General features: G+C 61.8%; 24 protein-coding genes. 11 read left to right on the top strand and 13 right to left on the bottom strand.

What is annotated here, in order from left to right; translation table 11 throughout:
* Positions 1–280: 280 nt before the first annotated feature.
* The 11 genes from L0U84_RS41060 to L0U84_RS41010 form a co-directional block, all read right to left on the bottom strand.
* On the bottom strand, positions 281–670 hold the full coding sequence (locus L0U84_RS41060) for a response regulator (protein WP_233859492.1): 390 nt from the start codon (positions 668–670) through the stop codon (positions 281–283).
* 312 nt (positions 671–982) lie between these two features.
* On the bottom strand, positions 983–1,873 hold the full coding sequence (locus L0U84_RS41055; protein WP_233859490.1) for a nucleotidyl transferase AbiEii/AbiGii toxin family protein: 891 nt from the start codon (positions 1,871–1,873) through the stop codon (positions 983–985).
* A complete protein-coding gene (locus tag L0U84_RS41050) occupies positions 1,851–2,918 on the bottom strand; it encodes a type IV toxin-antitoxin system AbiEi family antitoxin (protein ID WP_267940150.1) in 1,068 nt (355 codons plus the stop codon). The genes L0U84_RS41055 and L0U84_RS41050 overlap by 23 nt, the downstream gene beginning before the upstream one ends.
* A 234-nt stretch (positions 2,919–3,152) precedes the next feature.
* Positions 3,153–3,503 (bottom strand): DUF971 domain-containing protein, encoded by a 351-nt coding sequence (locus L0U84_RS41045; RefSeq protein WP_233859485.1) that lies wholly within the window; start codon positions 3,501–3,503, stop codon positions 3,153–3,155.
* Positions 3,500–4,495 (bottom strand): HEAT repeat domain-containing protein, encoded by a 996-nt coding sequence (locus L0U84_RS41040; protein ID WP_233859484.1) that lies wholly within the window; start codon positions 4,493–4,495, stop codon positions 3,500–3,502. The genes L0U84_RS41045 and L0U84_RS41040 overlap by 4 nt, the downstream gene beginning before the upstream one ends.
* Positions 4,496–4,522: 27 nt before the next feature.
* Positions 4,523–5,314 (bottom strand): ABC transporter ATP-binding protein, encoded by a 792-nt coding sequence (locus L0U84_RS41035; RefSeq protein WP_233859483.1) that lies wholly within the window; start codon positions 5,312–5,314, stop codon positions 4,523–4,525.
* A complete protein-coding gene (locus L0U84_RS41030; RefSeq protein WP_233859482.1) occupies positions 5,311–6,156 on the bottom strand; it encodes an ABC transporter permease in 846 nt (281 codons plus the stop codon). The genes L0U84_RS41035 and L0U84_RS41030 overlap by 4 nt, the downstream gene beginning before the upstream one ends.
* A gap of 35 nt (positions 6,157–6,191) precedes the next feature.
* Positions 6,192–7,619, bottom strand: coding sequence for an ABC transporter substrate-binding protein (locus L0U84_RS41025; RefSeq protein ID WP_442794120.1), 1,428 nt, complete (start codon positions 7,617–7,619; stop codon positions 6,192–6,194).
* Between the two features lie 58 nt (positions 7,620–7,677).
* Positions 7,678–7,923 (bottom strand): 4Fe-4S dicluster domain-containing protein, encoded by a 246-nt coding sequence (locus L0U84_RS41020; protein WP_233859481.1) that lies wholly within the window; start codon positions 7,921–7,923, stop codon positions 7,678–7,680.
* Between the two features lie 14 nt (positions 7,924–7,937).
* Positions 7,938–9,704 carry a fumarate reductase/succinate dehydrogenase flavoprotein subunit gene (locus L0U84_RS41015; protein WP_233859479.1) on the bottom strand — a complete coding sequence of 589 codons (1,767 nt, stop codon included), beginning with the start codon at positions 9,702–9,704 and terminating at the stop codon, positions 7,938–7,940.
* A gap of 2 nt (positions 9,705–9,706) precedes the next feature.
* Positions 9,707–10,492: a GntR family transcriptional regulator gene (locus L0U84_RS41010; protein ID WP_233859477.1), complete on the bottom strand. Its 786-nt coding sequence runs from the start codon at positions 10,490–10,492 to the stop codon at positions 9,707–9,709.
* A 311-nt stretch (positions 10,493–10,803) separates the two neighbouring features.
* Here L0U84_RS41010 and mtnK point away from each other — a divergent pair, with 311 nt between their 5' ends.
* From mtnK to L0U84_RS40995, 3 genes are all read left to right on the top strand, one after another.
* The gene (mtnK, locus tag L0U84_RS41005; RefSeq protein WP_233859475.1) at positions 10,804–12,069 is read left to right on the top strand and encodes an S-methyl-5-thioribose kinase; all 1,266 of its coding nucleotides are present in this window, start codon (positions 10,804–10,806) and stop codon (positions 12,067–12,069) included.
* A gap of 72 nt (positions 12,070–12,141) precedes the next feature.
* Entirely contained in the window at positions 12,142–13,218 is a 1,077-nt protein-coding gene (gene mtnA / locus L0U84_RS41000; RefSeq protein WP_233859473.1) for an S-methyl-5-thioribose-1-phosphate isomerase, read from the top strand.
* Positions 13,219–13,331: 113 nt separating this feature from the next.
* A complete protein-coding gene (locus tag L0U84_RS40995; RefSeq protein WP_233859903.1) occupies positions 13,332–13,934 on the top strand; it encodes a class II aldolase/adducin family protein in 603 nt (200 codons plus the stop codon).
* A gap of 228 nt (positions 13,935–14,162) precedes the next feature.
* Here L0U84_RS40995 and L0U84_RS40990 read toward each other — a convergent pair whose 3' ends face one another.
* Positions 14,163–15,173, bottom strand: coding sequence for a quinone oxidoreductase family protein (locus L0U84_RS40990; protein ID WP_233859471.1), 1,011 nt, complete (start codon positions 15,171–15,173; stop codon positions 14,163–14,165).
* A 78-nt stretch (positions 15,174–15,251) separates the two neighbouring features.
* On the opposite strand from L0U84_RS40990, the gene L0U84_RS40985 reads away from it, so the two are divergent.
* From L0U84_RS40985 to L0U84_RS40945, 8 genes are all read left to right on the top strand, one after another.
* Positions 15,252–16,172 (top strand): LysR family transcriptional regulator, encoded by a 921-nt coding sequence (locus L0U84_RS40985; protein ID WP_233859468.1) that lies wholly within the window; start codon positions 15,252–15,254, stop codon positions 16,170–16,172.
* A gap of 623 nt (positions 16,173–16,795) precedes the next feature.
* Entirely contained in the window at positions 16,796–17,566 is a 771-nt protein-coding gene (locus L0U84_RS40975; protein ID WP_233859466.1) for an ABC transporter ATP-binding protein, read from the top strand.
* Positions 17,563–18,360 (top strand): ABC transporter permease, encoded by a 798-nt coding sequence (locus tag L0U84_RS40970; RefSeq protein WP_233859465.1) that lies wholly within the window; start codon positions 17,563–17,565, stop codon positions 18,358–18,360. Before L0U84_RS40975 ends, L0U84_RS40970 begins: the two co-directional genes overlap by 4 nt.
* Entirely contained in the window at positions 18,357–19,421 is a 1,065-nt protein-coding gene (locus L0U84_RS40965; protein ID WP_233859464.1) for an ABC transporter substrate-binding protein, read from the top strand. Before L0U84_RS40970 ends, L0U84_RS40965 begins: the two co-directional genes overlap by 4 nt.
* Positions 19,422–19,664: 243 nt before the next feature.
* A complete protein-coding gene (locus L0U84_RS40960) occupies positions 19,665–20,882 on the top strand; it encodes an NAD(P)/FAD-dependent oxidoreductase (RefSeq protein WP_233859463.1) in 1,218 nt (405 codons plus the stop codon).
* Between the two features lie 268 nt (positions 20,883–21,150).
* Complete coding sequence (locus tag L0U84_RS40955; RefSeq protein WP_326491253.1) at positions 21,151–21,336, top strand: nickel-binding protein; 186 nt, start codon at positions 21,151–21,153, stop codon at positions 21,334–21,336.
* 62 nt (positions 21,337–21,398) lie between these two features.
* Positions 21,399–21,542, top strand: a complete 144-nt coding sequence (locus L0U84_RS40950; protein WP_233859461.1) for a hypothetical protein — start codon at positions 21,399–21,401, stop codon at positions 21,540–21,542.
* A gap of 39 nt (positions 21,543–21,581) precedes the next feature.
* Positions 21,582–23,543 (top strand): caspase family protein, encoded by a 1,962-nt coding sequence (locus tag L0U84_RS40945; RefSeq protein WP_233859460.1) that lies wholly within the window; start codon positions 21,582–21,584, stop codon positions 23,541–23,543.
* Between the two features lie 267 nt (positions 23,544–23,810).
* Here the strand turns inward: L0U84_RS40945 and L0U84_RS40940 are convergent, their stop codons facing one another.
* Positions 23,811–24,806 (bottom strand): AraC family transcriptional regulator, encoded by a 996-nt coding sequence (locus L0U84_RS40940; protein WP_233859898.1) that lies wholly within the window; start codon positions 24,804–24,806, stop codon positions 23,811–23,813.
* Positions 24,807–24,958: the final 152 nt, after the last annotated feature.

Raw genomic sequence — 24,958 nt, 5'->3', positions numbered from 1 at the left:
TGATTCGACGAGACAGCCGTGACGAAGTGCGGGGCCTGGTCGTGATGAAGGACGGTGCAAGGCCCGCGCTATCTTGCAACGCGCGCTTTCACGCGGCGGTAGCTCTTAAGGACGGAAGACTACCCGATTTTCAACGAGAGTGGAGGAAAACCACTCTCGGGTTCGCTCCTTGTCCGGCCGGGTCGAAGTAAAAGAGACACGCTAGCCGCTGTGCGCAAGAAGGGCGATGCGTCGTTGTATACATTGACAGGAGCCCCTCGCCTGGAGACCGCGTGGTTGACTAACCTGATCTCTCGCGTGGTCGTTTCCGGTGCGTTACGCGATCTGCCAGAAGGCGCCGCATCGTAGTCAGTAAAAGTTGCCCATCTACCGGTTTGCGGAGAAACCCATCGTAGGCGACGAACGCGGGCGGGCTGGGCTCTCCAGAAACCAGAATGAAAGCAACGTCGGCGAGGTTCGGAAGAGTGCGCAAACGGTGACAGAGTTCGCTCCCCGACATGACCGGCATCCGCCAATCGGCGACCACCACATCGACGGGCGATTCAATGAACATTCTCAATGCCGAGTGGCCGTCGCTCGCGCTTCTTACTTCGAATCCGTCGGCGACGCAAGTGGCGCTCCATGCAGCCAATGTTTCCACGTCATCGTCGACCAAGAGCACGCTCGCCATACAAAGTTATCCGGATCGTAAACCTGTTCGTCAGCGTGGTGCGCGCAGAGTTCACGAGGGGCGAATCAATTTGTGTTGTGGAGGCCCCTTGATCCGGTTTTGCGGTGAGACCGGGCGGGGGGGCGGTAGGACGAGCGCCGGGGCTGCCATCGCTGGGGGGCGACGGAGCGGGTCAGGGTGCGCATGAGAAGGGCGCGTTCCACGGGAGGTCGGAACATCAACGGCTGAGACATGATCTGCTGCAGAGCGCCGCAGCGCGCGAACCCGAATCAGGACGCTCCTGTTTCAGAAAGCCTTGGACGGGCCTAGGGCTTAACTGTCCGAACTGATGTTAAGAAATTGCGACTTGAAAGCATCGAGCAGGTCGTCCGAATCGTCGACGAACTCACCAGACATGAACGCCGCTGCGCGCGTAAACAGGTCGGCCTTGAGTGCGGCATAAGTCTCCCGCGTCTGTAGAATCCTGCCCACCGCTTCACGAGTCTGTGGATGGGCGATATTCCAGGCGTCCCTGCCAAGCAGGCCGGCGGCTGCAATTTCGACCTTGAAGTCGCATGCCTCGAGCAGATCCATTGCCTCTTCGTACACGCGTGCTTCGTTTCCGGCGAAGAAGAACTGCCGAAGCACGAAGAGCAGGTCAGACGCATCGGTATTTTTCTCGTTTCGTCGGTCCTGCCAGGCCATGATCTTGAGCAGCATGAATGCCGGAATGGTAACGACGGGGACCACGAGGCCTTCTCCGATATTCACCTGCTGCGCAGTCTCGGCCGCTTCCTCGAAGCCGAGCACGTTCATGACGATGTCGCCATCCGGCGGCCACGCGATGGCTCCGGGCGGCGCTTCGATCGGCCCGAATGGTACGAGGTCGAGCGGCACGCCGTATTCGCCGGCCTCGCGCCAGAAAATGAGCTGCTGTTGGGCTTTCGGGTTGCGCGTGAACTGACCGGTCGAAAGAAGCTCGTCGATCAGACGCTCGTGAAATTCCCAGCTGACCGCGCAAACCGCGACGTCAACGTCCCGAGTCGCGGTCGGTGCTTTCACGCCGTGCAGGTGCAGAAACTGTATATCGCGCGCGGTTGCGCCCGCGAGTACGAACTGCGTCCCGAGCCTCTGGCAGGTGGTTTTAACGGCGGCGAGCAAGGCCACGGCGAGCGGATGCACCGGCCGCTCGGCCGGCACGCTACTGATCGAGGAAGCGTTCATAGAGCGTCTGTGCAACGGCCTGGTTGCGGCTGTCCGCCGAGAGCATAAGATCGGCGAAAACGAGCACGGGGTGAACGACGCCCGGCGCGACGTTCCAATTCTGTTCGGCACGTTCAGGCCAGAACGCCTCGAGTATCTCGACCTCGCCCTGCGGGTCAGGACGCAGGCGTGCGGCCTTGATGAGAGGCGTCGACGCGCCGCCGTGCGCGTAGAGCGTGACGGACACAGGCTTGTTTTCATGCGTGAGTGCCTCGGCCGCGCATTCACCGCCGAGTCGAGCCTTGAAATCCGCAAGCGAAGCGCCTTGCCACCAATCGATGCTCAAGCCGCTCGCGTACCGCCGGGCTCCCAACTTCGTGCGCAGACCGGTGGCATAGTGGCTCACCCAGTCTTTGATGAAGTGGCGCCGATGCACGATCATGCGGCGGTCGTTTTTTTTGACGACCAGCCGGCGCGCGATCAGGTCGTCGACTGCCAGGTTGACCGTGTTAAGTGCCACGCCCGACTGGTCGGCAATGGTGCGATAGGGCTGCTCCACGAGGCCCGGTTGGGTGGCGAGTGCGAACGACACACGCAGCCCCTTCGGAGTCGTCGATCGGGAGGTTGTGTCCGTCAGCCGCAGTCTGGGCATTTCGCGGCCCGTGATCATGAGCGTTACCTCGGGCTCCTCGAGGTACACATTGCCCGCGGTGTCCAGGAATGGAATGCGGTTGGCGATGAGACTCGCGGCGACGCTTGCCGACACGTACGACGTAACCAGCATCACCGGCCGGGGGCCCGCAGGGTCGTCAAGCCGGAAATATTTCTGAAGACGGGCGGCCGTGACGCTTTGGGAACCTGCGTTGGCGGCGATCATCACGGGCATATCAAAATGCTTGCCCGATACGGTAAAGCGTACTGTAGCGTCCGCCCCGTTCGGGCGCGGGCCAGCATCAACGAGAGGCTCGGCGTGAAAGCGCTGCGTCGCCTCGGAAAAGGCTTCGCACGCAAGGCTAAGCGCCATTTGATCCGAGGCCGGGAGGCGGGCGGGTGCGGGTGTGGCCATCAGGGACATCCTGTTGTACGTTTCAGATCAAGTGTATGCTAAAAACGTACAAATAACAAAAAACGTACAAAACGATTCGGAAATGGTTGCCACGAAGCGTAGCCGCGGCCGGCGGTTTGTACGTTAGCGATGCGATGTACGTTAAATTGGGACGCCGCGGAACGAACGTACATCGAACCGGGGCTGAAGTAGTGCGCCGTCCGGGCCGACTATCATGCCGCCAGGCAAAGGCGCCTATCGCTCCGACGAAGCAGTGAAGGCATTCGAACAGCTCGCGCGCGTCCCGTTCGGCACATGCAATTGCGGTCCCGGGCCCGGCAGCCCGGCCACATAGACCCATGGAAAAATGCCGCGCTCGTGTCTGTCGCTGAATACCAGTTGCATGCCATATCCGGCCGGGCGGATCTCCAGAATGGCGATATCGGACGGCACGACGAGCGCCCTCCCATCGAGCCGTAGCCGCCGGCATTCGGCGCAGGGACACCCCATCCGAAGCGCGCGGGAAGTGATCCGTTGTGCTGGACCGTCATTCCAATGCAGCGTTAGCGTTTGTGCATCGAATTCGATCTGCCGTGGACTCTTCATGCTGTCGCTTGCTCAAGCTGCTGCAGCGCAATTCTGGCCGCCTTGCGCACTTCGGGATCGGCATCGCCGCAGGCTTCGCGCAGTGCCGCCGCTGTCGAGGGGTCGCGCAGTTCGCCGAGCGCGAGCGCCGCTTCCTTACGTAGATTGCTGATCGCGTGCGCCAGCAGCGCGACGAGCGACCGTGCCGCGGCACGGTCGCTCAACTGCCCCAACGCGCGCGCTGCACGCAGGCGCACCTGCCAGTAGTCGTCGTCGAGCGCGACGATCAACGCGTCGCGCGCCGATGCGACGCGCAGCTTGCCCAGTGTCGTCGCGGCCTCCTCACGGACTTGCCACACCGGGTCACGCAGCGCCTGCAGCAACGCAAGCGGAGTGGCGCGATCGTCTCGCTGTGCGAAACCCAACGCACCGATCGCCGCGCGGCGAATTTCGGCGCTGCTGTCGGATGCGGCGATACGGGCAAGCGGCGCGAGCGCGCGCGCATCCTTCAGCCATCCGAGCACGCAGACGGCTTCGACGCGCACACTGGGATCATCGTCAGCAAGGGCTTGCAAGGCAGGTGCGAACGCATTGGCGACACGCAGTTCGCGCAACGCGCGCAGTACCGCGGCCTTCACGAACGGTTCGGGTCGATCGAGCCAGCCGCAAAGCACCGCGCCCGATGATGCATCCTTCAGCTCCGACAGACTTGATGCTGCGGCCCGGCGCACCTCGCCATCGATGTCGATCAATGCATGACACAGCGCTTCGACAATTTGCGGGTCTTCCCACGCCCCAAGCACGCGTGCGGCTTCACTGCGCACGGTGGCGGAGTCGTCGTCTTTCAGGGCCGCGACAATGAGTTGCAACGCGTCGGGGTCTTCGAGGTCGGCAAGTTCGATCAGCGCAATGCGCCGGACCGCTGCATCCGCATCCGACAGGCGCAGCAACAATGCAGCGGCCTCCGGTGCGAGTGTTTGGGGATCGTAGGTCAACAGGTTCGGGGCGGACATGAATGGTCGAATAGTGGAGTTGCGGCGTCACTCGGCGTCGCGCAACAGTGAAAGGCATCGACGCTTGATGTCGACGAACGCGGGATCGAGCGTCGAATCGTCGGACCGGGGTCGTGCAAGCGGCACCGCAATATCCGCGACCACGCGGGCAGGCCGCTTCGACAGCATCAGGATGCGATCCGCCAGAAACAGCGCTTCTTCGATATCGTGCGTGACGAACACCACTGTCGTGCGCACCTTTGTCCAGATATCGAGCAGCAGCGTCTGCATCATGCGGCGCGTTTGCGCGTCGAGCGCGCCGAACGGCTCGTCCATCAGCAGCACGCGTGGCCGGTTGATCAGCACGCGCGCGATTTCGACGCGCTGCTGCATGCCGCCGGACAGTTGCACGGGGTAGTGCGAGTCGAACCCGCCAAGTCCAACGAGTTCGAGCAGTTCTGCGGCTTGCCTGCGCCGCTCGTTCACGCCGACGCCCTTCATCTTGAGGCCGAACGCGACGTTGTCGATCACGCGCTTCCATGGAAACAGCGTGTGTTGCTGAAAGACGAGACCACGCTCGGGATGCGGGCAATCGACCGTTTCGTCATCGACGGCGATCGTGCCATGTGTCGCGGCGATATGCCCCGCGATCGCGGCGAGCAAGGTCGACTTGCCGCAGCCCGAAGGACCCAGCACGCAGACGAACTGGCCGGGCGCGATGTCGACGTCGAGACCGTCGAGTGTCGCGATGCGCGCCTGGGGCGGCCCCACTTCGACCGAAACCCCGCGCACGTTGACACGGGCGGGCGAGTACGCGTTTTCGATGGCGGCGCTGCTCATCGGCGTGTCTCCTGTAGGCGGTACCAGGGTGTGAGCGCGACGCCCAGACGCCTGACGAGCGCGCTACTGCCCATGCCGAGCGCTCCGATCAGCGCCATGCCGACGACGATGTCGGGGTAGTTCTGCAACGTGTACGACTCCCACGTGAAATAGCCGAGGCCGTACTGGCCCGCGATCATCTCCGCCGTCACCAGACAGAACCACGCGGTGCCCATGCCGATCGCAAGGCCCGTGAAAATGGCGGGCGCGGCGCCTGGCAGCACCACTTCCTTGTAGAGTGCGAGCGGCTTCGTGCCGAGACTACGTGCGGCCGCGACGAGCCGCGGATCGACGGCTTCCACGCCATGCACCGTGTTGAGCAGAATCGGAAATAGCGCGCCGATGAACGTGATGAACATCATGCTAAGTTCCGACGAGGGAAACATCAGGATCGCAAGCGGTATCCATGCGACGGCCGGGATGGGGCGCAGCACCTCGAGCGCGGGCAGCGCCGTATCTTCTACCGCGCGATAACGGCCAATCGCGAGGCCCAGACCGACACCCACGACAGCCGCCGCGCAAAAGCCCGCGAGCACGCGCCAGATGCTCGCGGCCAGATGCATCGGCAGCTTGGGCGAATGCAGCAGCGACCACAGGGCGGGCAGCGCATCCGACGGCGCGGGCACATTGGCGAACGTGATGAAGCCCGTCGATAGCCGGAAGTGCACGGCAAGCTGCCAGAGCGCGACGCATACCGCCAGCGATGTCACGCGCCGCGCGCGGCGCAGGGTCGTTGCCGCGAAGAAAGGAGTGCGCCGGCGCGTCGATGCGCGGTTGCCCTGAAGTTCGAAGGTGGCGGCCATAGTTTGTCCCGATGTTGCGCGACGATGGAATGCGCCTAGCGCGACGCGAGGGCTTGCGCGGCACCCGATTGCGCAGCGGCGTAATCGATCACCGATCCCGACACCTGTTGCGCGTAACGGTCTGCGCCCGCTCTCAGCAGGAACGCGGTGATCGCGCCGTGCGAATCCTTCACGTACCACGCCTGATTCGCGAATAGCTTGAGGCCGCTTGCGTGGTCGTGAACGAACACGGCACGTGGCTTTGCGCCCGACTGCGCGATCTTGTTGAGCGCCGCGAAGGCTTCCTCCGGCGACGCGTAATTGCGGACCTTCTCTTCGTTGTCGAGCCACACCTGGGCCACGTCGTTGAAGTCGCGGATCGGCTTTCCTGTGACGGCGTCGTTCGCGATGAGCGGCTGCCTGGCATAGTCTTTCAGCGCGGCATCGTAGTCGAGACCGGATTGCCTGAACGCTTCGCGAACGTAGCGGTCGTCGATGAACGTGTTTGCGTTCAGATCGACATCCGTTTTCTTCAGCAGTTTGAGCGTTTCGATCGCGGTCGCCGTGGCCTGGCGATACTCGGGCTTCCACGTGAGGTCGCGTGTCTGGATACCGAGCGGGCCGTGATAGAGATAGTCGACGGGCGCTTCGATACCGGTCGTCTTCTGGATCAGCAGGCTGTATTTCTCGGGGTCTTGCGCGATGAGCCCGTTTGCCTCGATGGCGGCGCGCAGGTACGCGACGACCACTTCGGGGTACTTCTGCGCATAAGCCGCATCGACGAGTGCGCCATGATAGGTTGGCGCGTGGCTCTGCGCGCCGTCGTAGATCTTGCGCGCGAAGCCGCGATAGGGGAACAGATCCGCGAACGGCACGAAGTCGGCGTGCGCGTCGATTTTCTTCGCCTTCAACGCGCTGCCCGCCACTTCCGGCGCCTGGGTGATGATGTTCACGTCAGTGTCCGGATTCCAGCCTTGCGCCTTGATCGCACGCAACAACATGCCATGCGATGTCGAGGCGAACGGCACGGAAATCGTCTTGCCTTTCAGGTCGGCGATGGAATGCAAGGGCGAGCCTTCGGGCACGACGATGCCGTTGCCGCTTCCGTCGACGCTGCCGGACAGCACAGCGATGAAGATGCTCCTGCGGCCTGCCTTCTGGAACGCCGCGCCATTCAGCGCGCCGGGGAAATCGGCCATCGCGCCGAAATCGAGCTTGCCCGCGACCATCTCGTTTGTCATCGGCGCGCCGGAGGTGAAGTCCTTCCATTGCACGTCGTAGCTCACGTCCTTGTATTTGCCGGTGTGCGGCAGATACTTGTCGAGCAGATGAAGCTCGCGAATCAACAGACCGCCCGTCGCGCAGTTGATGGTCGTGTCCTGTGTGCCGATGGCGACGCGGATCGTTTCGGCCTCGACGGTGCCCGCGGCAACCGCGAGCATGGCGACGGCAAGAAAGCGGGGCAGGGCATAGCGGATGATCATGAGGCGGCTCTTCGTTGGTCTCGTTGGAGGGGCGCTGCTGTATGGCAGCGACGGTGCGCTAGCGCAGCAGATACGGAATATCGACTTTTACCGCGCCCGTCGGGCAGTCCTGCTCACACGGCATGCAGTACCAGCATTCGTCGAACTGCATGTAGGCCTTGCCTTTACTGACGTCGATCGCGAGCAGATCGAGCGGGCACACGTCGACACAAACAGTGCAGCCCTTGTCGGCAATGCATTTGCTTTCGTCGATCGTGACGGGTGCCGAGCTTCGATGAAGAATGTCATGCGGGGTATAAGACATCGCGGATGCTCCTGTCAGGCAGCGACATCGGCGAGCGGCTGCGTTGCCGCCTGCGATATGTCCCTGGCGTCGTGAATGCGGAGGTTGCTATAGGAACCGAGTTCCCGGTCGTCGAGCGGCACGATGTACGGCTCGACGGCGCGCTTTTCGCTGACCGTGCGGCCCTCTGCGTCCTTGCGCAGATGCGTGTGGCAGAACCATTCGGCGTCGTTGGACTGCGGATAGTCGACCCGATGGTGATACAGGCCCCAGCGGCTTTCCGTGCGAAACAGCGACGCGCGTGCGGCCATCTCGGCGCAATCGCGTATCGCTCGTACTTCGGCGGCGCGCATTAGCTCATGGGGATGCGAGGCCTTGATCGCAGAGATGTCTTCAGCGATCTCGTCGAAGCGTTGCAGGCCGATTTCCATCTTGCGCGTCACTTTGGGCGGCTGCAGATAGTCGTTGACCATGCGGCGCAGTTTGTATTCGACTTGCGCGGGCGCAAGACCATGTTCGCGCACAAGCGGTGCATAAACGCGCTCGCGTTCCGCGTCGATCTGCTCCTGATCGAGCGGCGCATGCTCGCGTCCCGCGACGTACTCAGCGGCATTCTGTCCGGCGAACCAGCCGTACGTGAAGGCGCCCAGCATGTAGTTGTGGGGCACGGCGGCCATATCGCCAGCGGCATAGAGTCCGCGCACGGTGGTTTCCGCCCGCTTGTTCACGAACACGCCCGAAGCGCTGTGTCCGCTGCAAAAACCGATCTCGGAGATATGCATCTCGACCATCTGCTGCCGGTAGTCGGTGCCGCGTCCCGCATGAAAGCGCCCACGGCTCGGACGCTCATTCGTATGGAGGATCTGCTCGATGGTCTGGATCGTTTCCTCGGCGAGGTGATCCAGCTTGAGAAACACCGGACCATTGCCGCTTTCGAGTTCCTGATAGAACTCCCACATCATCTGCCCGCTCCAGTAATCGCATTCGATGAAGCGTTCACCTTTGCCGTTCGCCGTGAAGCCGCCGAGCGGGCCCGTCACATACGCGCATGCGGGGCCGTTGTAGTCCTTGATCAGCGGATTGATCTGGAAGCATTCGAGGTTGGCGAGCGCGGCGCCCGCGTGATAGGCCATCGCGTAACCATCGCCCGCGTTGGTCGGATTCTCGTATGTGCCCATCAGGTATCCGGATGCGGGCAAGCCAAGCCGTCCCGCTGCGCCGCACGACAGAATCACGGCCTTGGCGCGCACCACGTAGAAGTCGGCTGTGCGGCAGTCGAAGCCCAGTACGCCGTTGACGTTGCCCTGCGAGTCGGTGAGAAGACGCGTCGCAACGATGCGATTGGTGATCGCGACGCGCGCACGTTTTAACTGCCGGTACAGCACTTTCTTGATGTCGTGGCCTTCCGGCATCGGCAATACATATGAGCCCATGTGATGCACTTTCTTCACGGCGTAGTCGCCCGTGCCGTCTTTTTCGAACTTGACGCCCCAACGGTCGAGTTCTTCGATCGTCTTGAAGCTGTGCTTCGCGTACGCATAGACGGCGGACTGATCGACGATGCCGTCGTTGGCGATCGTGATTTCGCGCGTGTATTGCTCGGGTGTCGCGTGGCCCGGGATGACGGCGTTGTTCAGCCCATCCATGCCCATCGAAATCGCGCCGCTGCGTTTGACGTTGGCTTTTTCGAGCAGCAGCACCTTGAGGCGTGGGTCGCTTTCCTTGGCCTTGACGGCGGCCATCGGGCCCGCTGTCCCGCCGCCCACTACGACGATGTCGTATTCGAGTACGTGTGTATTCATCACTATTTCCTTTTGGCCCGGCTTTTTGCGGCTTTGCCCTCTTTTACGCGGTCGATCCGGAAGCGGTATTGGAACGCGTCACCGCGGAAGTACAGATGCTCGTAGTCGATCGGCATACCACTCGCGTCGTGCGTCAGCCGGTCGATGCGTAGCGCCGGACTGCCTTCTTCCACACCTAGCGCGTCGACCATCTCATCGTCGGCGAGAATCGCTTCGATCGCGATGTCGGCGTGTCCCAGCGGCACGCCGCAGTCGTTTTCCAGAATCAGGAAGATGTCGCGCCTGACGAGGTCGGCGTTGGCGAGTCGTTGGCCGAGCGCTTCGGGAAGCCAGGTTAGTTCGAGCGAAACCGGCTCGCGATTGAGCAGACGCACACGATGGATTTCGATGACGGGCGCGCCTTCTTCGATACGGAGCCGGTCGGCCACTTGCCGATTCGCGCTGACGGTGCGGAAACTGCGCAACTGGTTGACGATTTCATAGCCCATCGACGACATTGCTTCGGCGAACCCTTGCAAAGAGCTGAGGTTCTGAAACGCTTTCGGCTTCGATACGAACGTGCCTTTGCCATGCAGCTTGAAGAGCAGGCCTTCCTTCTGCAGATCGCCCAACGCCTGGCGCACGGTGATGCGGCTTACCCCGAACATCGCGCAGAGTTCGTGCTCGGAAGGCATCTGGCTGAGAGGCGCATAGGTGCCGTCGAGGATGCGTGCGCGCAAGTCTTGCTTGATCTGCGCATAGAGCGGCACCGATGTGACGGGGACAAGATTGCCTGCGGCTTTCGACATGGCTCAACTTGTTATGACAAGATGAGTCGCAGTCTAGTGAGTGCCTGTTCGCAGACCAACCAACAAATTCTGCTTTGCTTTTTCGGCCGCGATGATGCTGCACCACAACCAGGGGAAATCCACGAGACGATAACATCAGACGTCTAATGTAAATTGACGCTCAACGTAGCCACCAAAGGCAACCATGCACCTGAGCGTATGATCCCCGAAGGCTTGCTCACGCGCGCGTATGGCAAGTGCGCCGTCGTCAGACAGATCGCGCTGAGGCATGTTAGACGGGCTCGCGGGTCCACTTTGCGGACGGGAAAACCATGCACTTCGAGGCGTTCAGCTCTTCCGAACTGGCGGAATACCTGAGGGGTATTCCCGCCGTCAATGCGCGGCTCGGCGACGACCGCGAACTGCAGGTCGTCGAGGTGGGCGATGGCAACCTGAACTACGTCTATTTCGTGAGCAGCGTGCGCGACCCGCGGCGCAGCGTGGTCGTCAAGCAGGCGCCGCCGTTCCTGCGGCTCGTGGGCGAAGCCTGGCCCTTGCCACGTGAGCGCATGGAGCGCGAAGTGGCGGCGTTGCGCCGCTACGTTACGTTATGCCCACAGCACGTGCCGAGCGTCTATCACGCCGACAGTGAAAAGTACCTCATTGTGATGCAGCGGCTCGCATCACATCGCGTGTTGCGCCAGGGGTTGACCGAGGGCATCGTCTATCCGCGCCTCGCCGATCACATCTCCACCTTTCTCGCGCGCACGCTCTTTCACGGCTCCGACCTGTATCTTTCGCCCGAGGCGAAGAAGGCGGCGGCAAGCGGCAGCATCAACACGGAGTTATGCAGGATTACGGAGGATCTCGTTTTCACGTATCCGTTCGAAGACCATGCATCGAATGTGTACAACCCCGCGCTGCCTGTGGCCGCAATCGAGCGGCTGCGCACGAACGAGCCGCTGCGCCGCGCCGCAGCCGAGATGAAATGGGCGTTCATGAACCATGCGGAGACGCTCGTGCACGGCGACCTGCATACGGGCTCGATCATGGCCAACGAGCACGAGACGTACGTGATCGACCCGGAGTTCTCGTTCTACGGGCCGATGGGCTTCGACACCGGCGCGTTCATTGCGAACCTGCTGCTCGCGTATTATTCGCGTGACTGGCACGATTGCATGGCCGGCCGTGAACCGCTCGCGTTTCAGCGCTGGCTGCTCGAGCAGGTCGAAGCGGTGTGGAACGGCTTTACTCAGAAGTTCGCGCAACTCTGGCGCACGCACGAGCGCGAGGCTGGCCGTGCCTGGATCGGCGGGCCTGCCGGCTCGAGCGCGGCTGAAGCGTTCCGCGATGAATTCATGCGGCGGCTCCTCGCGGATACGCTAGGCTTCGCGGGCTGCAAGATGATCCGACGCATCGTCGGCATGGCGAAGGTCGCAGAGATCACCACGATCAAAGACGAAGCGGTGCGCGCAAGCGTGGAAGTGCGTTGCCTGCGCCTGGCCGAAGCGCTTCTCGTGCAGCGGGGCGAACTGGCTTCGATCGAAGCGGTTACCGCGCTGGCCGCTCAGGTGCTCGCGCAGACGCTGGACGTCTGAGCGCGCCCCATAACTGAAACAATCCGCCGCATGCGCGGCATGGTCTGGTTTAGCGGTATCGACGGAGATCCTATGGCTTTGCAGCCACTCATTTCGAATTTGCCGCCCACCATCGAGTGGCGCGACGACACGCTTTATCTGCTCGACCAGACGCGTCTGCCGCAGGTGTGCGTGGTCGAGGCGGTCGACGGTGTCGATGCGGTGTGGCGAGCGATACATGAGTTGCGCGTGCGGGGCGCGCCTGCAATCGGCGTTGCGGCGGCGTACGGTCTGTGCGTGGCGATGCAGCAGGAGCGGCAGGCATCGCGCGAAGCGTTCCTCGAGCGGCTCGAGCATCACGCCGCCTATCTGGACAGCGCGCGGCCGACGGCCGTGAATCTGCGCTGGGCGCTCGATCGGATGCGCGCGCACGCGCGTGGCATTGCGGCCCAGACGAGCGCAGAGGTCTACGCCGCGCTCGTTGCCGAGGCAATGCGCATTCATCGCGAGGACATCGAATTGTGCGCGCGGATCGGCGAACAGGGGCGCGCGCTGATTGCAAGCGGCAGCGGCGTACTCACGCATTGCAATGCGGGTGCGCTCGCGACGACGGGCATCGGCACCGCGACCGCGCCGCTATATTGCGCGCATCGCGACGGTGAATCCTTTCGCGTCTACGCGGACGAGACGCGCCCGCTCCTGCAAGGCGCGCGGCTCACCGCGTACGAACTGCAGCAGGCCGGGCTCGACGTCACCCTGATCACCGATAACATGGCGCCCACGCTGATGGCGCAGGGGCTCATCGATCTCGTGATCGTCGGGACCGACCGCGTGGCCGCGAACGGCGACGTCGCCAACAAGATCGGCACGCTCGGCGTGGCGATCGCGGCGAAGCACTTCGGCATTCCGTTCTACGTGGCGTGTCCTTCGTCCACGCTGGATCTGCGCACTGCATCCGGCGCGGACATCGTGATCGAAGAGCGCGGCGCCGACGAAGTGGCGCAACTCGCGGGCCGGCGTATCGCCCCCGAGGGCATACAGGTGCGCAATCCGGCGTTCGACGTGACACCACATGCGCTGGTCACTGGCATCGTGACGGAGCTTGGCATCGTGCGTGCGCCGTTTGGAGCCAATCTGGCGGCGCTCTTCGCGAAGGGAGAGGGCGCATGAGCGACACGAACGAGGGAGCCAGCCAGCATCGTGCGGGCGAAGCGGCGTCGCGTGCACGCGACGCGCGGGCTGAAGCCGAATTGCGTCAGCAGATCGTCGAAACCGTTCGCGAGATGGAGCGCCTCGGCATCAATCAGGGGACCTCGGGCAACGTCAGTGCGCGCTGGCGTGACGGCCTCCTGATCACGCCGAGCGGTGTGCCGTGTGCGGCGCTCACGCGTGAGCGTATCGTCTGGATGGCGCTCGATGTGCGCGAGGACGATCCGCTCTTCGACGCGCACGGGCCGTCTTCGGAGTGGCGCTTTCATCGTGACATCCTGCGCGCGCGGCCCGATGTGAGCGCGGTCGTCCATACGCATTCGAATGCGGCGACGGCGCTGGCCATCCACGGACGCGGCATTGCTGCGCACCACTACATGGTTGCCGCGGCGGGCGGTAATTCGATTCGCTGCGCGCCATACGCGACCTTCGGCAGCCAGGCGCTCTCCGATCATGCGCTGGAAGCGCTGCGCGACCGGCTCGCGTGCCTGCTCGCACATCACGGTGTGATTGCACTGGGGCGCGATCTCGCGCGGGCCCTGTGGCTCGCGAACGAAGTCGAGGTGCTTGCGAAGCAATACCTGCTCGCGTGCCAGCTTGGCGAGCCACCGCTGCTCTCTGACGCGCAGATGGACGAGGTCGTTGAGAAGTTCAGGAGCTACGGCCCGCGCAAATGATTTGCGAGACGGCCTCAAGACAGCGTAAGCCTCGATTTCCGTGATCCCGGCCATGACGAATCGGGTATGGGCTTCGGTATACACCCGTTACGACTGGATAGACTCACATGCATTCTTTGCGAACCCTGGCTAGCGTTTAACGGCGGGTTGCCGCTCGTTGCCTCGGCTGAATGGGTCGCAAGCTGGATGGGCTTGTGTTGACGGTCGCTGCTGTCGGCATCGACCCGCTCAGGGCCGCAATAGTATCGAGCCGCTTGTTTCGCCGGTTTCCAGTCGACGCTGTGCTTCTGCGGCCTGGGCCAGAGGAAGCACTGCTCCAATCTTCGCCCTCATGCCGCTTCGCAAGCGCTGGAACGTGGCCAATCCCCCTTCCCGGTAGCGTGCCGGATCGGCCACGAAGCGGAATACGCTTGGACGAGAAAGCGCAATCGAGCGAGCCGGACCAAGCAGAGACAGGTCGATCGGCCCGGGATCTCCACTGACCTGACCAATGCTGGCGACCATTCCAAAGGGACGTACGGTACCGAGAGTCTCAATGAGTGTCTTGCCCCCGATACCGTCAATGGCGTAGTCGACTCCACGACCGTGAGTCAGGGCCTGTATCCCGGTGACGAGGTCCCGTTCGCGATAAAGAATTGCGTCGTCGAGGCCATGCTCTTTCGCCAGTTCCGCCTTCGCGACCGAACCAACCGTGCCGATCACCCGGGCGCCTAGTGCTTTAGCCCATTGCACGACGACCAGGCCAAGGCCGCCAGCAGCGGCATGGACCAATACTGTGTCGCCAGGTTTGACGGGATAGACATAAGAACACAGCATGTGGGCCGTGATGCCGCGCAGCAGCAGACTGGCCGCTGTGTCGTCGCCGATGTCGTCGGGCAGCGGCAGAACGCGGTCGGCGGAAATGTTCCGGACGCTGGCGTAGCTACCGGCAGGCGGGCCAGCGTAGGCAACACGCTGGCCCGGGTGCAGCGATTCGACGCCAGCGCCAATCGCCTCAATGACGCCGGCGGCCTCGACGCCCAGGACTGCGGGCAGCTCCGGTAGGCGATAGAGGCCGGTGCGGTGATAGATGTCGACGAAATTGACGCCGATCGCAGTGTGGCGAATTTGAACCTCTCCGGCAGCTGGAACCGGCAGCGTAGCCTCACGCAGTCTCAGCGTCGAAGCGTCGCCGTATTGCTCGATTGCGATCTGGACCGCACGAAGCGAGGAGGTGTCGGACGCGGATATGGAAATCATGCTGTTCTCCTGGAGGTTGATCTGGCAAGCTCATGGTGCACTGGGCAAATTCACTGAACAATTCCAGATAAACCGTCAATGAGTGTGCAAAAAAACACAGGGAAGGCGCCGTTGGAAAGCCCGCGTCTGCAATGGGACGACATCCGGTATTTCCTCGAACTGGCGCGGATCGGGAGCCTCTCGGGGGCGGCACGCAAGCTGTCTGTCGAGCATTCGACTGTCGCCCGCCGGGTCGAAGCGCTGGAGCAGTCACTGGAGGTCAGGCTGTTCGATCGCTTGCCGAAGGGCTGGTCGCTCACACCGGAGGGTGAAACATTGGCGAGGCAGGCTAGGCGCCTCGATGACGAAGCGCAGGCCTTTTCCCGAGCGGCCGTGGGCGTATCGTCCCTGAAGGGTACCGTTCGCATCTCCGCTCCGCCCGTATTGGCCAGCCATCTTCTGGTGCCTCGCCTCGCTGGGATACGCTCCCAGTGGATCAACATCGATCTTGAAGTGATAGGGGAATCGCGTTACGCAAATCTGGCTCGTGGCGAGGCCGATCTGGCAATTCGCATGTCAAGGCCAACCGCTCCCGGCCTGGCCGCGCGATGCATAGGCGAGGTAAGTTATGGCCTCTTTGCTGCCAACGGGTATGCGGATCGACCGCAGACAGAATGGGAATTTCTGGGCTATGACGAGAATCTCAGTCAGGTGCCCCAGCAGCGTTGGCTCAATCAGATTGCCGGAGACCGTCGCTTTGTTTTTCGAAGCAATGACCTGGCCGCATTGCTCCATGCCGCGCGTGCAGGGTTAGGGATCGCTGCACTTCCCCGTTTTCTTGCCGCGCATGACCCCGAGCTGTGCTTGCTATCAGATCACCCTTGCCCGACTGTTCGGCAGTTGTGGCTCGTGATACATCCGGACGTCAAACGCTCGCCCCGGGTTCGGCTGCTTGCCGATCTGCTCGTCAATCTGGTCAGCGAAACCCCCGGGTTATCGTTAAAAGATAAACGACCGTGAACGCTCGAGCGGCAATGCCTCTGGCATTGTGCTCTTGCCACGCAAGAAGTAACGAGCGCCCCCAGGGTGCGATAGTCCGCCGAGCCCGTATCACGCACAGGTTGCAGATGCCGTAGCCAGCAACGCAAGATGCGAAGTCAGGCTTCGCGCCGCGAATCCCGACTCGGCGCCGTTGTGTCGCCGTTCGATGGTGAAGTAAGCGATTTCAGGTAACCGGGGCGGAGCCGTATCGCACAGTGCTGGAAGCCTGAGTCCTGCCTCTGTGCGGCATGCGATGCCGAGACCAGCTTCAGCCGCGGCGCGCAGTCCGTCCAGGCTCGGCGTCGTGAGCGCCACACGCCAAGGGCGACCCGCGGCATCGAGCACCCGTTGCGCCGCATGGAGGAATGGGCAAGGAGGTGCGATGCTAACCAGCGGTACCACCTCTCCATCTAACAAGTGAGCCAGGCAGATCGCGCGCGGTAAGGTGTAACGGCCGGTCAGCGAGGCACCCAGTATTGCCCAGTCATCGGCCTTAGCCGACGTCGCTACCGGCGCAGTTTTTATTGCCTAGAATTTGTTAAGTTGGTCCACGCCTAACGGGCGACGTGCAATAGCCTCGCCTGATCGCATCTTGTACCGTCATGGAACTTATCGCGGTGAACGGTCTCCGGAAGGTCTACAGGACGAGAGACGCCTCGGTGATTGCGTTACAGGACATCCACTTTGCGATCGAAAAGGAACAGTTCGTTGCGATCGTAGGACCATCGGGCTGCGGGAAGTCCACACTCCTCAAGATTCTGATCGGGCTCGTCCCGGCCTCGCAGGGCGAGGCACGACTGAGCGGTATTGCGATCGCCGGACCGCGCCGGGACATTGGCGTCGTCTTTCAGTCACCCGTGCTGTTTCCCTGGCGAACGGTGTTAGATAACGTCCTGCTTCCCGTCGACGTGCAGCGACTCGGCCGCGACAAGCTGATGGCGCGCGCGATGAATCTGCTTTCCCTCGTGGGTCTCCACGGCTTTGAAAAGCGCTATCCGCGGGAGTTGTCTGGTGGCATGCAGCAGCGCGTGGCCATCGTGCGAGCGCTTGTTCATGATCCCACCATCCTGTTCATGGACGAGCCATTTGGTGCACTCGATGCGATGACCCGGGAGCAGATGAACATGCAGTTGCAGCAGATATGGCTCGAGCGGAAGGAGACCATACTCTTCATCACGCACTCGATCCCGGAGGCGGTCTTTCTCGCGGACCGCGTGCTGGTGATGACGCCGCGCCCCGGACATATCGTCGACGACGTCGTCATCGACCTCGCGCGGCCACGCAATCTTGATGTCATGACAACGCCTGACTTTGGCCGGCATGTGAAACGAATCCGGGATCATTTCAAAACCATGGGCGACCTCTCAGTATGAGCCGCCCGCCGAACTCCCTGTTGCGCCTGCTCCTCGTGCTTCTCGTGCTCGCGACGTGGGAAGGCGCGGTTCGCCTCTTCGAAGTCTCCGCCTATATCGTCCCGGCGCCGTCGAAAATCGTCGTCGCGCTATATCACGGCGTTGCATCGATGCTCTACATTCGCCACCTTTGGATCACTCTCGTCGAGACGCTGCTCGGCTTCACTGCCGGTTCCATCGTGGCTCTCGTTCTCGGCACGCTCATCGCATTGAGCCGGCGTTGCGAGTACTTTCTTTATCCTTTCATCCTGATGTTTCAGGCGATGCCAAAGGTGGCGTTGGCCCCACTCATCATTATCTGGCTTGGTCTCGGACTCGAATCGAAGGTCGCCCAGGCTGCCCTGACAGCCTTCTTTCCACTCATGGTCAACACGATCGCCGGCCTCCGGTCTGCCGACGAAGATCGTGTCGCACTCATGCGCTCGCTTGACGCCTCTGAGATCCAGATCTTCAGGATGCTGCGCATACCGGGAGCAATGCCCTACATTTTTGCGGGCTTCGAAATTGCGATGATGCTGTCGCTTATTGGCGCAATTGTGGCGGAGTTTGTCGGTGCGCAAAAAGGACTCGGCGTGCTACTGATGAGCATGACGTTCACGATGGACGCCGCAGGTCAGTTCTCAGTTCTTTTCATTCTTTCCCTGCTGGGGCTGCTTCTGCACACGGCCATCGTTGTCATCCGCAGACGGCTACTTTTCTGGGACAGGTCGCAGGACCGGGTTCCGGATCTGCTGGACGGGGAAGAAATCCGATGAAACGCGTCTACCTGTTTGTAGCAATCGCATATTTATTATTCGGTGCTGCAGAATTTGATGCGGCGGCTCAGACCACGGTGCGGGTTGGCTGGTGCGCGCGTACCATCACCACCGCCGCGGCCCCGTTCGCCGTTGCCATGAAGATGGGCTGGTACGCGCGGGATGGAATTGCGGTCGAGCTGGTGCCGCTGGCGGGTACGGACTGCGTCAAGCTCGTCGCGACGAAGACAATTCCTTACGCACTTGCTTCCGTCGAACCGCTCGCGATTATCCGTTCGCAAGGGGTGAAGGCGAGGATTTTCTACACCGCTTACCAGGGAAACATTTTCGGTATTGCGGTTCCTCAGAGCAGCGCCATCACTAAACTCGCTGACTTGAAGCAGAAGACTATCGGCGTCACCGCGATGAGTTCGACTGGAGCGCTCATCGCGCGGGCTCTCGCTGCCAGTGCGGGGCTTGATCCCGATCGCGACATCCACATCGTCGTGGCCGGCGAAGGGGCGCAGACGGCAGCATTGCTGCGCTCAGGCCAGATCGACGCCCTGAGCCAGTTCGACACGCAGTATGCGCTGGTCGAAAATGCCGGGGTCAAGCTCCGGCGTCTCTCGACCAGCGAGATCGAGCACTTTCCGTCAAATGGATTCCTTGCTCTCGAAGATACCTTGCGAGTCAGCCACAATCAGGCAATTGCGCTCGCTCAAGGCTACGCAAAGGGTACCGTCTTCACCTTTGCCAATCCGGAAGCGGCAATACGTATTCTCTGGGAAGTTTATCCAGAGACCAAACCTACCGGCGTTGACGAGGCAACGGCTCTTCGCGAAGGAATGAGGACGCTTCAGGCACGCATGACGAATTTGAGGCTCGAAAAGTCCGGTGTGTCCAGGTGGGGGGAGAGCTCCGAGAAAAGCTTTTCCGCTTATACGGACTTCATGCAGAGGTGGGGCGTGACTAAGGTAAAAATCCCGGCGAACGAGCTCATCACCAACGACCTGATCGGCGAGATCAACAACTTCAGTCAGGACGAGATCAGTGCCATGGCGAAAGCCTACAAGGGCAAATGAGACATGGTGCGCGCACCGGCGGCCGCAAGGGGCATGCTTCAAGCCAGCAAAGTAGCAGGGCAAGGCGGTGACACTACGGGCTTTTTGACCGCTGGCGTGCTGGGTGGCTCGTACGCACCGCGGAGCCGCCCATGCAAGCCGCCGAACCTGTGACACTGGAGGATGCGAGAGCTTCCAGTGAATATCACGGATCAAACGCGCCTTACCTGACAGCTCGATCGCGTGATGAAGAGGAGAGCCGCCATGATCGAATCCGCTGATGTGATCGTCATTGGCTCCGGCGGGCTTGGAGCTGCAACAGCCTACTACCTTGCCACGCGGAGCACCCGCCGGGTCGCGATACTCGAGCGGCTCGAAATCGGCTCGCAGACATCCCCGCGAGCAGCGGGCATGGTCAGTTGCCTGCGCAAGAGCGACTTGATGATCAGCCTGATCAAGATGGCGGCAACCAGGATCAAGCAGTTCTCTGCGGACATCGGACAGCCCCTGGATTGGGTGCAGTCGGGTAGCCTCAAGGTGGCGCGTCGCGTGGTGGACGCCGAGGTCATTCAGGACGACCTCCTGCGCGGCCGGAGCCATGGCCTTGACGTGGAGGAAATCTCCCCCGACGCGGCCCATCGGCTCAACCCGTTTCTTCAAACGACGGGACTTGCGACGGTCATGCGCATCGGCGACGACATGTATTTCAATCCCGCCCAACTGGCCGTCGGCTTCGCTCGCGCCGCGCAGGGTAACGGCGCAGTGTTACTGCCGAATACCGCGGTTACGCGCATCCTGATTGCGGACGGCGAGGTGATGGGGGTCGAGACTACGCGAGGCCGCATAGACGCTCCGATCGTCGTCGATGCCGCCGGCGCCTGGACCCGACAAGTGGCCGAAGCCAGTGGAATTCAGGTTCCACTCGTTACCACGGCTCAGCAATTGTTCGTCACCGAGCCGGTGCCCGATGCGCGAGCCGAATTACCGATGGTCAGGATCATGGATGCCGCGGTCTATATGAGGCCGTGTGAAGGAGGGTTTCTTTGGGGTGTCTACGAGGAAAGCCCGAGATTCTTCGACATGAACGACTTCGACGCGAACTTCGACATCAAGGATCTGCCGCTCGATGCCGAGGTCCTTTGGCGCTACGCTCGGGACGTCGAGGCGCAACTCCCTGTGCTCCTGAAGGCCGCGGTTCGCGAGCATCGCGGCGGCCTGCCAACGATGACAGCAGATGGCCAGCACATCATAGGACCCGCCCGCACCATTCGGGGGTTTTACTTCGCGAGCGGCTGCAACGTCGCGGGACTCTCCATCGCCCCGGCGCTGGGGGACGTGCTTGCCGCGTGGATCGTCGATGGCGTACCTCCGATCGATCTGGCGCCTCTTTCGGTAGACCGATTTGGAGCTGGCCCATGGCCGGACGATGAATTGATCACGAAGGCCGCGTGGCAGTACCGTCATTTTTACGGTGCGAGATAGCGACAGCATCGACGCGTTCGTCAACGCTCGTCTTGAGCGATTGGGCCGATGGGGCACTATGGGCAGCAGGGGGCAATGTAAGTTGCGATCGCAGTTTGCCGCGACTGGCATCGTCACACGCTCGCTCACACGCATGCCGCGTAGTTTGAAGCTTCCCTTCACTTCGACGGAGTCCGTTATGCCCAAATTCGATATCGAACGAGCCATCCCCGGAATCGGGGCTTCCAAGGCCGCTGAGTTACGGGCCATCGCTCAATAATCATGCAGCATCCTGCAGGAGCTCGGCCCCGACGTTCAGTGGGTGCGAAAGTACGTGACAAACGACAAGATCTACTGCGTCTACAACGCGGCGAGCGAGGAACTCGTCAGGGAACACCCGCGACGAGGCGGATTGCCTGCGGACACTGTCGCCCAGGCCATGACGATCATCGATCCGACGACCGCCGAAGCCTGATGCCGCCCTTGCTCGCCCGTAGGCCCCGAGATGCCGAAGCGGATAAATCGAGGCGTTCCAGCTTGAACTACGCGAAGCGCTATCTTGAGGAATGTGTGCCGGATGACAAGAGGTTCGCGAAAAGTAACCTCATCACGTTGGTAATCGCCAACGGCAGGGCGCTTCCTCGCCGCGACTGGCTCGCCAGTCGCAAACTGGCAAAGTAAGATGATTGAGGACTCTTGGATTTCAGAGGGCATCCGACCATGATTACGCGCCGTGGGTTTGTGAAGACGCTGCCCGCGCTCACGTCGGCGCTCGCAGCGGTGCCGGCATTGACCCGGGCAACCGAGGACGCGTCCAAGGTAAGCCTCGTCGTCGGCAACAGCACCTACCCTGGCATGCAATTGCACAACCCGGTCAACGACGCTCGCGCGGTGAGCGAATTGCTCGCTTCGGCTGGCTTTCGCGTGGACATGCAACTGGACGTCAACCAATCCGCGTTTATCGAAGCCATTGAGCGTTTCGGCAAGACGATGAAAAGTGACAGCACCAAGCTCGCTGTTTTCTTTTATGCGGGCCACGGCGTGCAGCTCGATTGGCGAAACTACCTGCTGCCGGTTAACGCGAGAGTCAGCACGGGCGAGGAACTGAAGGCCCGGTGCGTCGATCTGGGCGTGCTGCTCGATACGTTCGCCGACGCGAAGGATAAAACCCACGTCGTGATTCTCGACGCCTGCCGCAACGATCCATTCGGCGGCAGCTACCGGCCGGCGCAAAGCGGCTTGAGCCAGGTCGATGCCCCGGTCGGAAGCCTCCTTGCGTATTCCACGTCGCCGGGAAGCGTCGCTTTCGATGGAGAAGGGAAGAATGGCCTCTACACGAAAAATCTGCTGCGCGAGTGGTCGCGCCGCGACGCTAATCTGGAGAACGTGCTCAAGCGGGTGCGCCTGAACGTTCGGCTCGAATCGCAGGGCAGACAGATCCCGTGGGAGTCCACTTCGCTCGAGAGCGAAGTTTTCATCTTTGACACAGGACGCAAGAAACTGAGCGATGCGGAGCTCGAGAACTACGTCAAGGAGGATCTGGCTGCATGGGAGCGCATCAGCTCCTCGCAGAACCCTGACGACTGGGTTGAGTATCTCCGTGCGTTTCCCGATGGGCGGTTCGCGGAGATCGCGCAGTTCAGGCTGACGCGGTTGCTCGCCAGCAGGCCGACGGCACCGGTCGCTGCCGCCGATGCGGGCTCTGCAAGCGCCGCAAGTGCTCCGCCGAAAGGAACGCCGGCACCCGCAATTGTTGCGGCGTCTGCGCCCGCGGCGGCATCCAGTCCTCAAGTGAGCGCGATCGCAGCAGCAAGCGCGCCGCCTGCGGTTGCCTTGCAGCCCTCAGTCGCTGCCGCATCTGCCACCACGACAGTGGCGTCGACCCTCGCTTGGCCCGCGTCAACCGCCGGCCCCACTTTACCGCCGGTTGCCGCGTCGCCATCATCCTCGCTGGGCTTCGCGATCCCATCCCCCGCATCGACTGAGGCCGTCGCGTCGGCGCTTCTCCAAGCGTCAGGCGCTTTGCAGACTCCGGATCAGCCCGCGGTTGTCGTCGTGCCCGGGGGACTCGCACCCCGACTCACGCCTGTTTCCGCGAATCCCTATTCCAAGGGACGGTACGCATTGGGGCGGGTTTTCTCCGTCGGCGATGAAGTCACCTATCGTGTAAGTGACATGCTGACGGGACTGGAAAAGTCTCGTTTTCGGATTCGAATTACGCGCGTCGACGAAAGCGCCGATATTGTCGAAGGCAATAACGGGCGCTTTGTCTTCGACTCAATGGGCAACGAGATCCTGAGCCCAACCTACCCACGGCATGCTCCCGCACAAACGGTGCCCGTGGAGCTTCAGATCGGAAAGAAGTGGCACGCAACATGGGCAGTTCCCCGTCCTGCCGGAGACATCACGTTCGACCTGGCTCTGGAGGTTGCCGCGCGCGAAGTGACACGCGTCTCGGAGGTAGACTTCGACGCCTTCCGTATCGAAGCGCGCGGCAGCCTGTTTTACTTCGACGGCTCTTTTCGGCGACTCGTGCAACGTTACTGGATTGTTCCTGGGCTCAATTTCAAGGTGAAGGGAGAGTACGTGGCGTATCGACAGTCGTGGGTGGTACCTGCGATTGTCGAGCGCATCGAGCTGGTTTCGCTGCGCCAGCACAGGGTCGGGCAGATCGCGGACTGAGTTCAGCCCGACTCTCACGCTGTTGAGGCGGTTCGACACTGACTCGCGTACCGGCATGCGGAGCCGCTTCCCACCGGGTAGAGCGCATCGAGCTTGAGCCAACGGCTGCCGGTGTTCATCTGCACAAGGCCGACACTCGAGCGGCGCTCCACGGGTAGGCCGCAATGATGGGCTGGTCCAGGCGAATGACAGTGTCCGTCACGGATTACACCCATCGCGGCGACTTCGCATACCGGTTGGTGCCCGAGGCACGCCGTCGACTACCGGTCATTTCTCCAACTGCTTATTCCGCCATGAGCGAGGAGATGTGCCAAACCTGGCCGTGAACCATTGTGTGAAGGTTGACTGTCTAGGATAGCCAAGCAGCATTGCCACCTGCCCGATCGGGTAACGTCGATTGGTCAGATAGCGCGCTGCGAGTTCCCGGCGAACTTCCTCGACGAGCTCTGAGAAGCTGGTACCTGCCATTCCGAGCTGCCGCTGCATCGTGCGTACGCTCAGGTGAAGGTGGCTTGCAACCTGGTCCACGGCAGCCTGCTCGATGGGCAGCAGCAAATAGATGGTCTTGCGCACGTCCAACACGATCGAGTTCGGCTCCGACAGATTCAGAGGATTAGCCAGGCTTTCCGCATATCTCACGAGTTCCGGATCGGCATTCGGATTCGGGCGGTCGAGATCCTCGGCGGCGCAGACAATGCCATTGAAGTCGCTGTTGAACGTGACGGGGCATCCAAAGAAACGCCGGTGAAAATTCACGCTGGCAGGCGCGGAATGGGCGAAGTGGACGCCTCGCGGCTGCCAGTGCTCTCCCAGCAGGGCCACACAACTACGGGCCAGCACGCCAAGGGCGAGTTCGATCGCCTGACGTGTTGGGATTGCTTGTTCGACGACGATCTCTTCACGGATCACGACCGTACTTCCGCCCGTTTCCACGTGAATAGCCAGCGCCTCGTTGAGCAGGTGGCGATACTGAACCGCCGCCAGTAGGACCTCACGCAGCGTGCGCTTGTGCGAGAGCATGAGTTCGAGCATGCCGAAATCGAATGGCTGCCGGGTATCGGCCATCTCCAGCCCGAACGTCAGGCACTTCGCATTCGACGCGGCACTTTCCAGCAACTGGCAAACGGATGAGATGGGAATCCGATGATCGGGATTGTGCAGGACAGCGACATCGAGCCCAACCTGTCGCAGCAGGTCCTGGCGCGCCAGCCCGTGCCGCCGGGCGATCTGCAAGTAGCCGCTCAACGCCCTGACACGGACCATCGCCTCTGCCACTTTCAGATCTCCTCGACGCGTCAAGCGTGCACTTCATGGCACTTTGAGCGAGTGGTTAGTACTTCCACCTAGTGGCACCAAAACGAAAGTTATTGGCGCCATAACGAAATAGTCTATCGCAAGGGGGCCCTACAGTGTAG

The sequence above is a fragment of the Paraburkholderia sp. HD33-4 genome (assembly GCF_021390635.1).
GTDB lineage: Bacteria > Pseudomonadota > Gammaproteobacteria > Burkholderiales > Burkholderiaceae > Paraburkholderia.
This window is presented reverse-complemented; position numbering and strand designations above follow the sequence as displayed.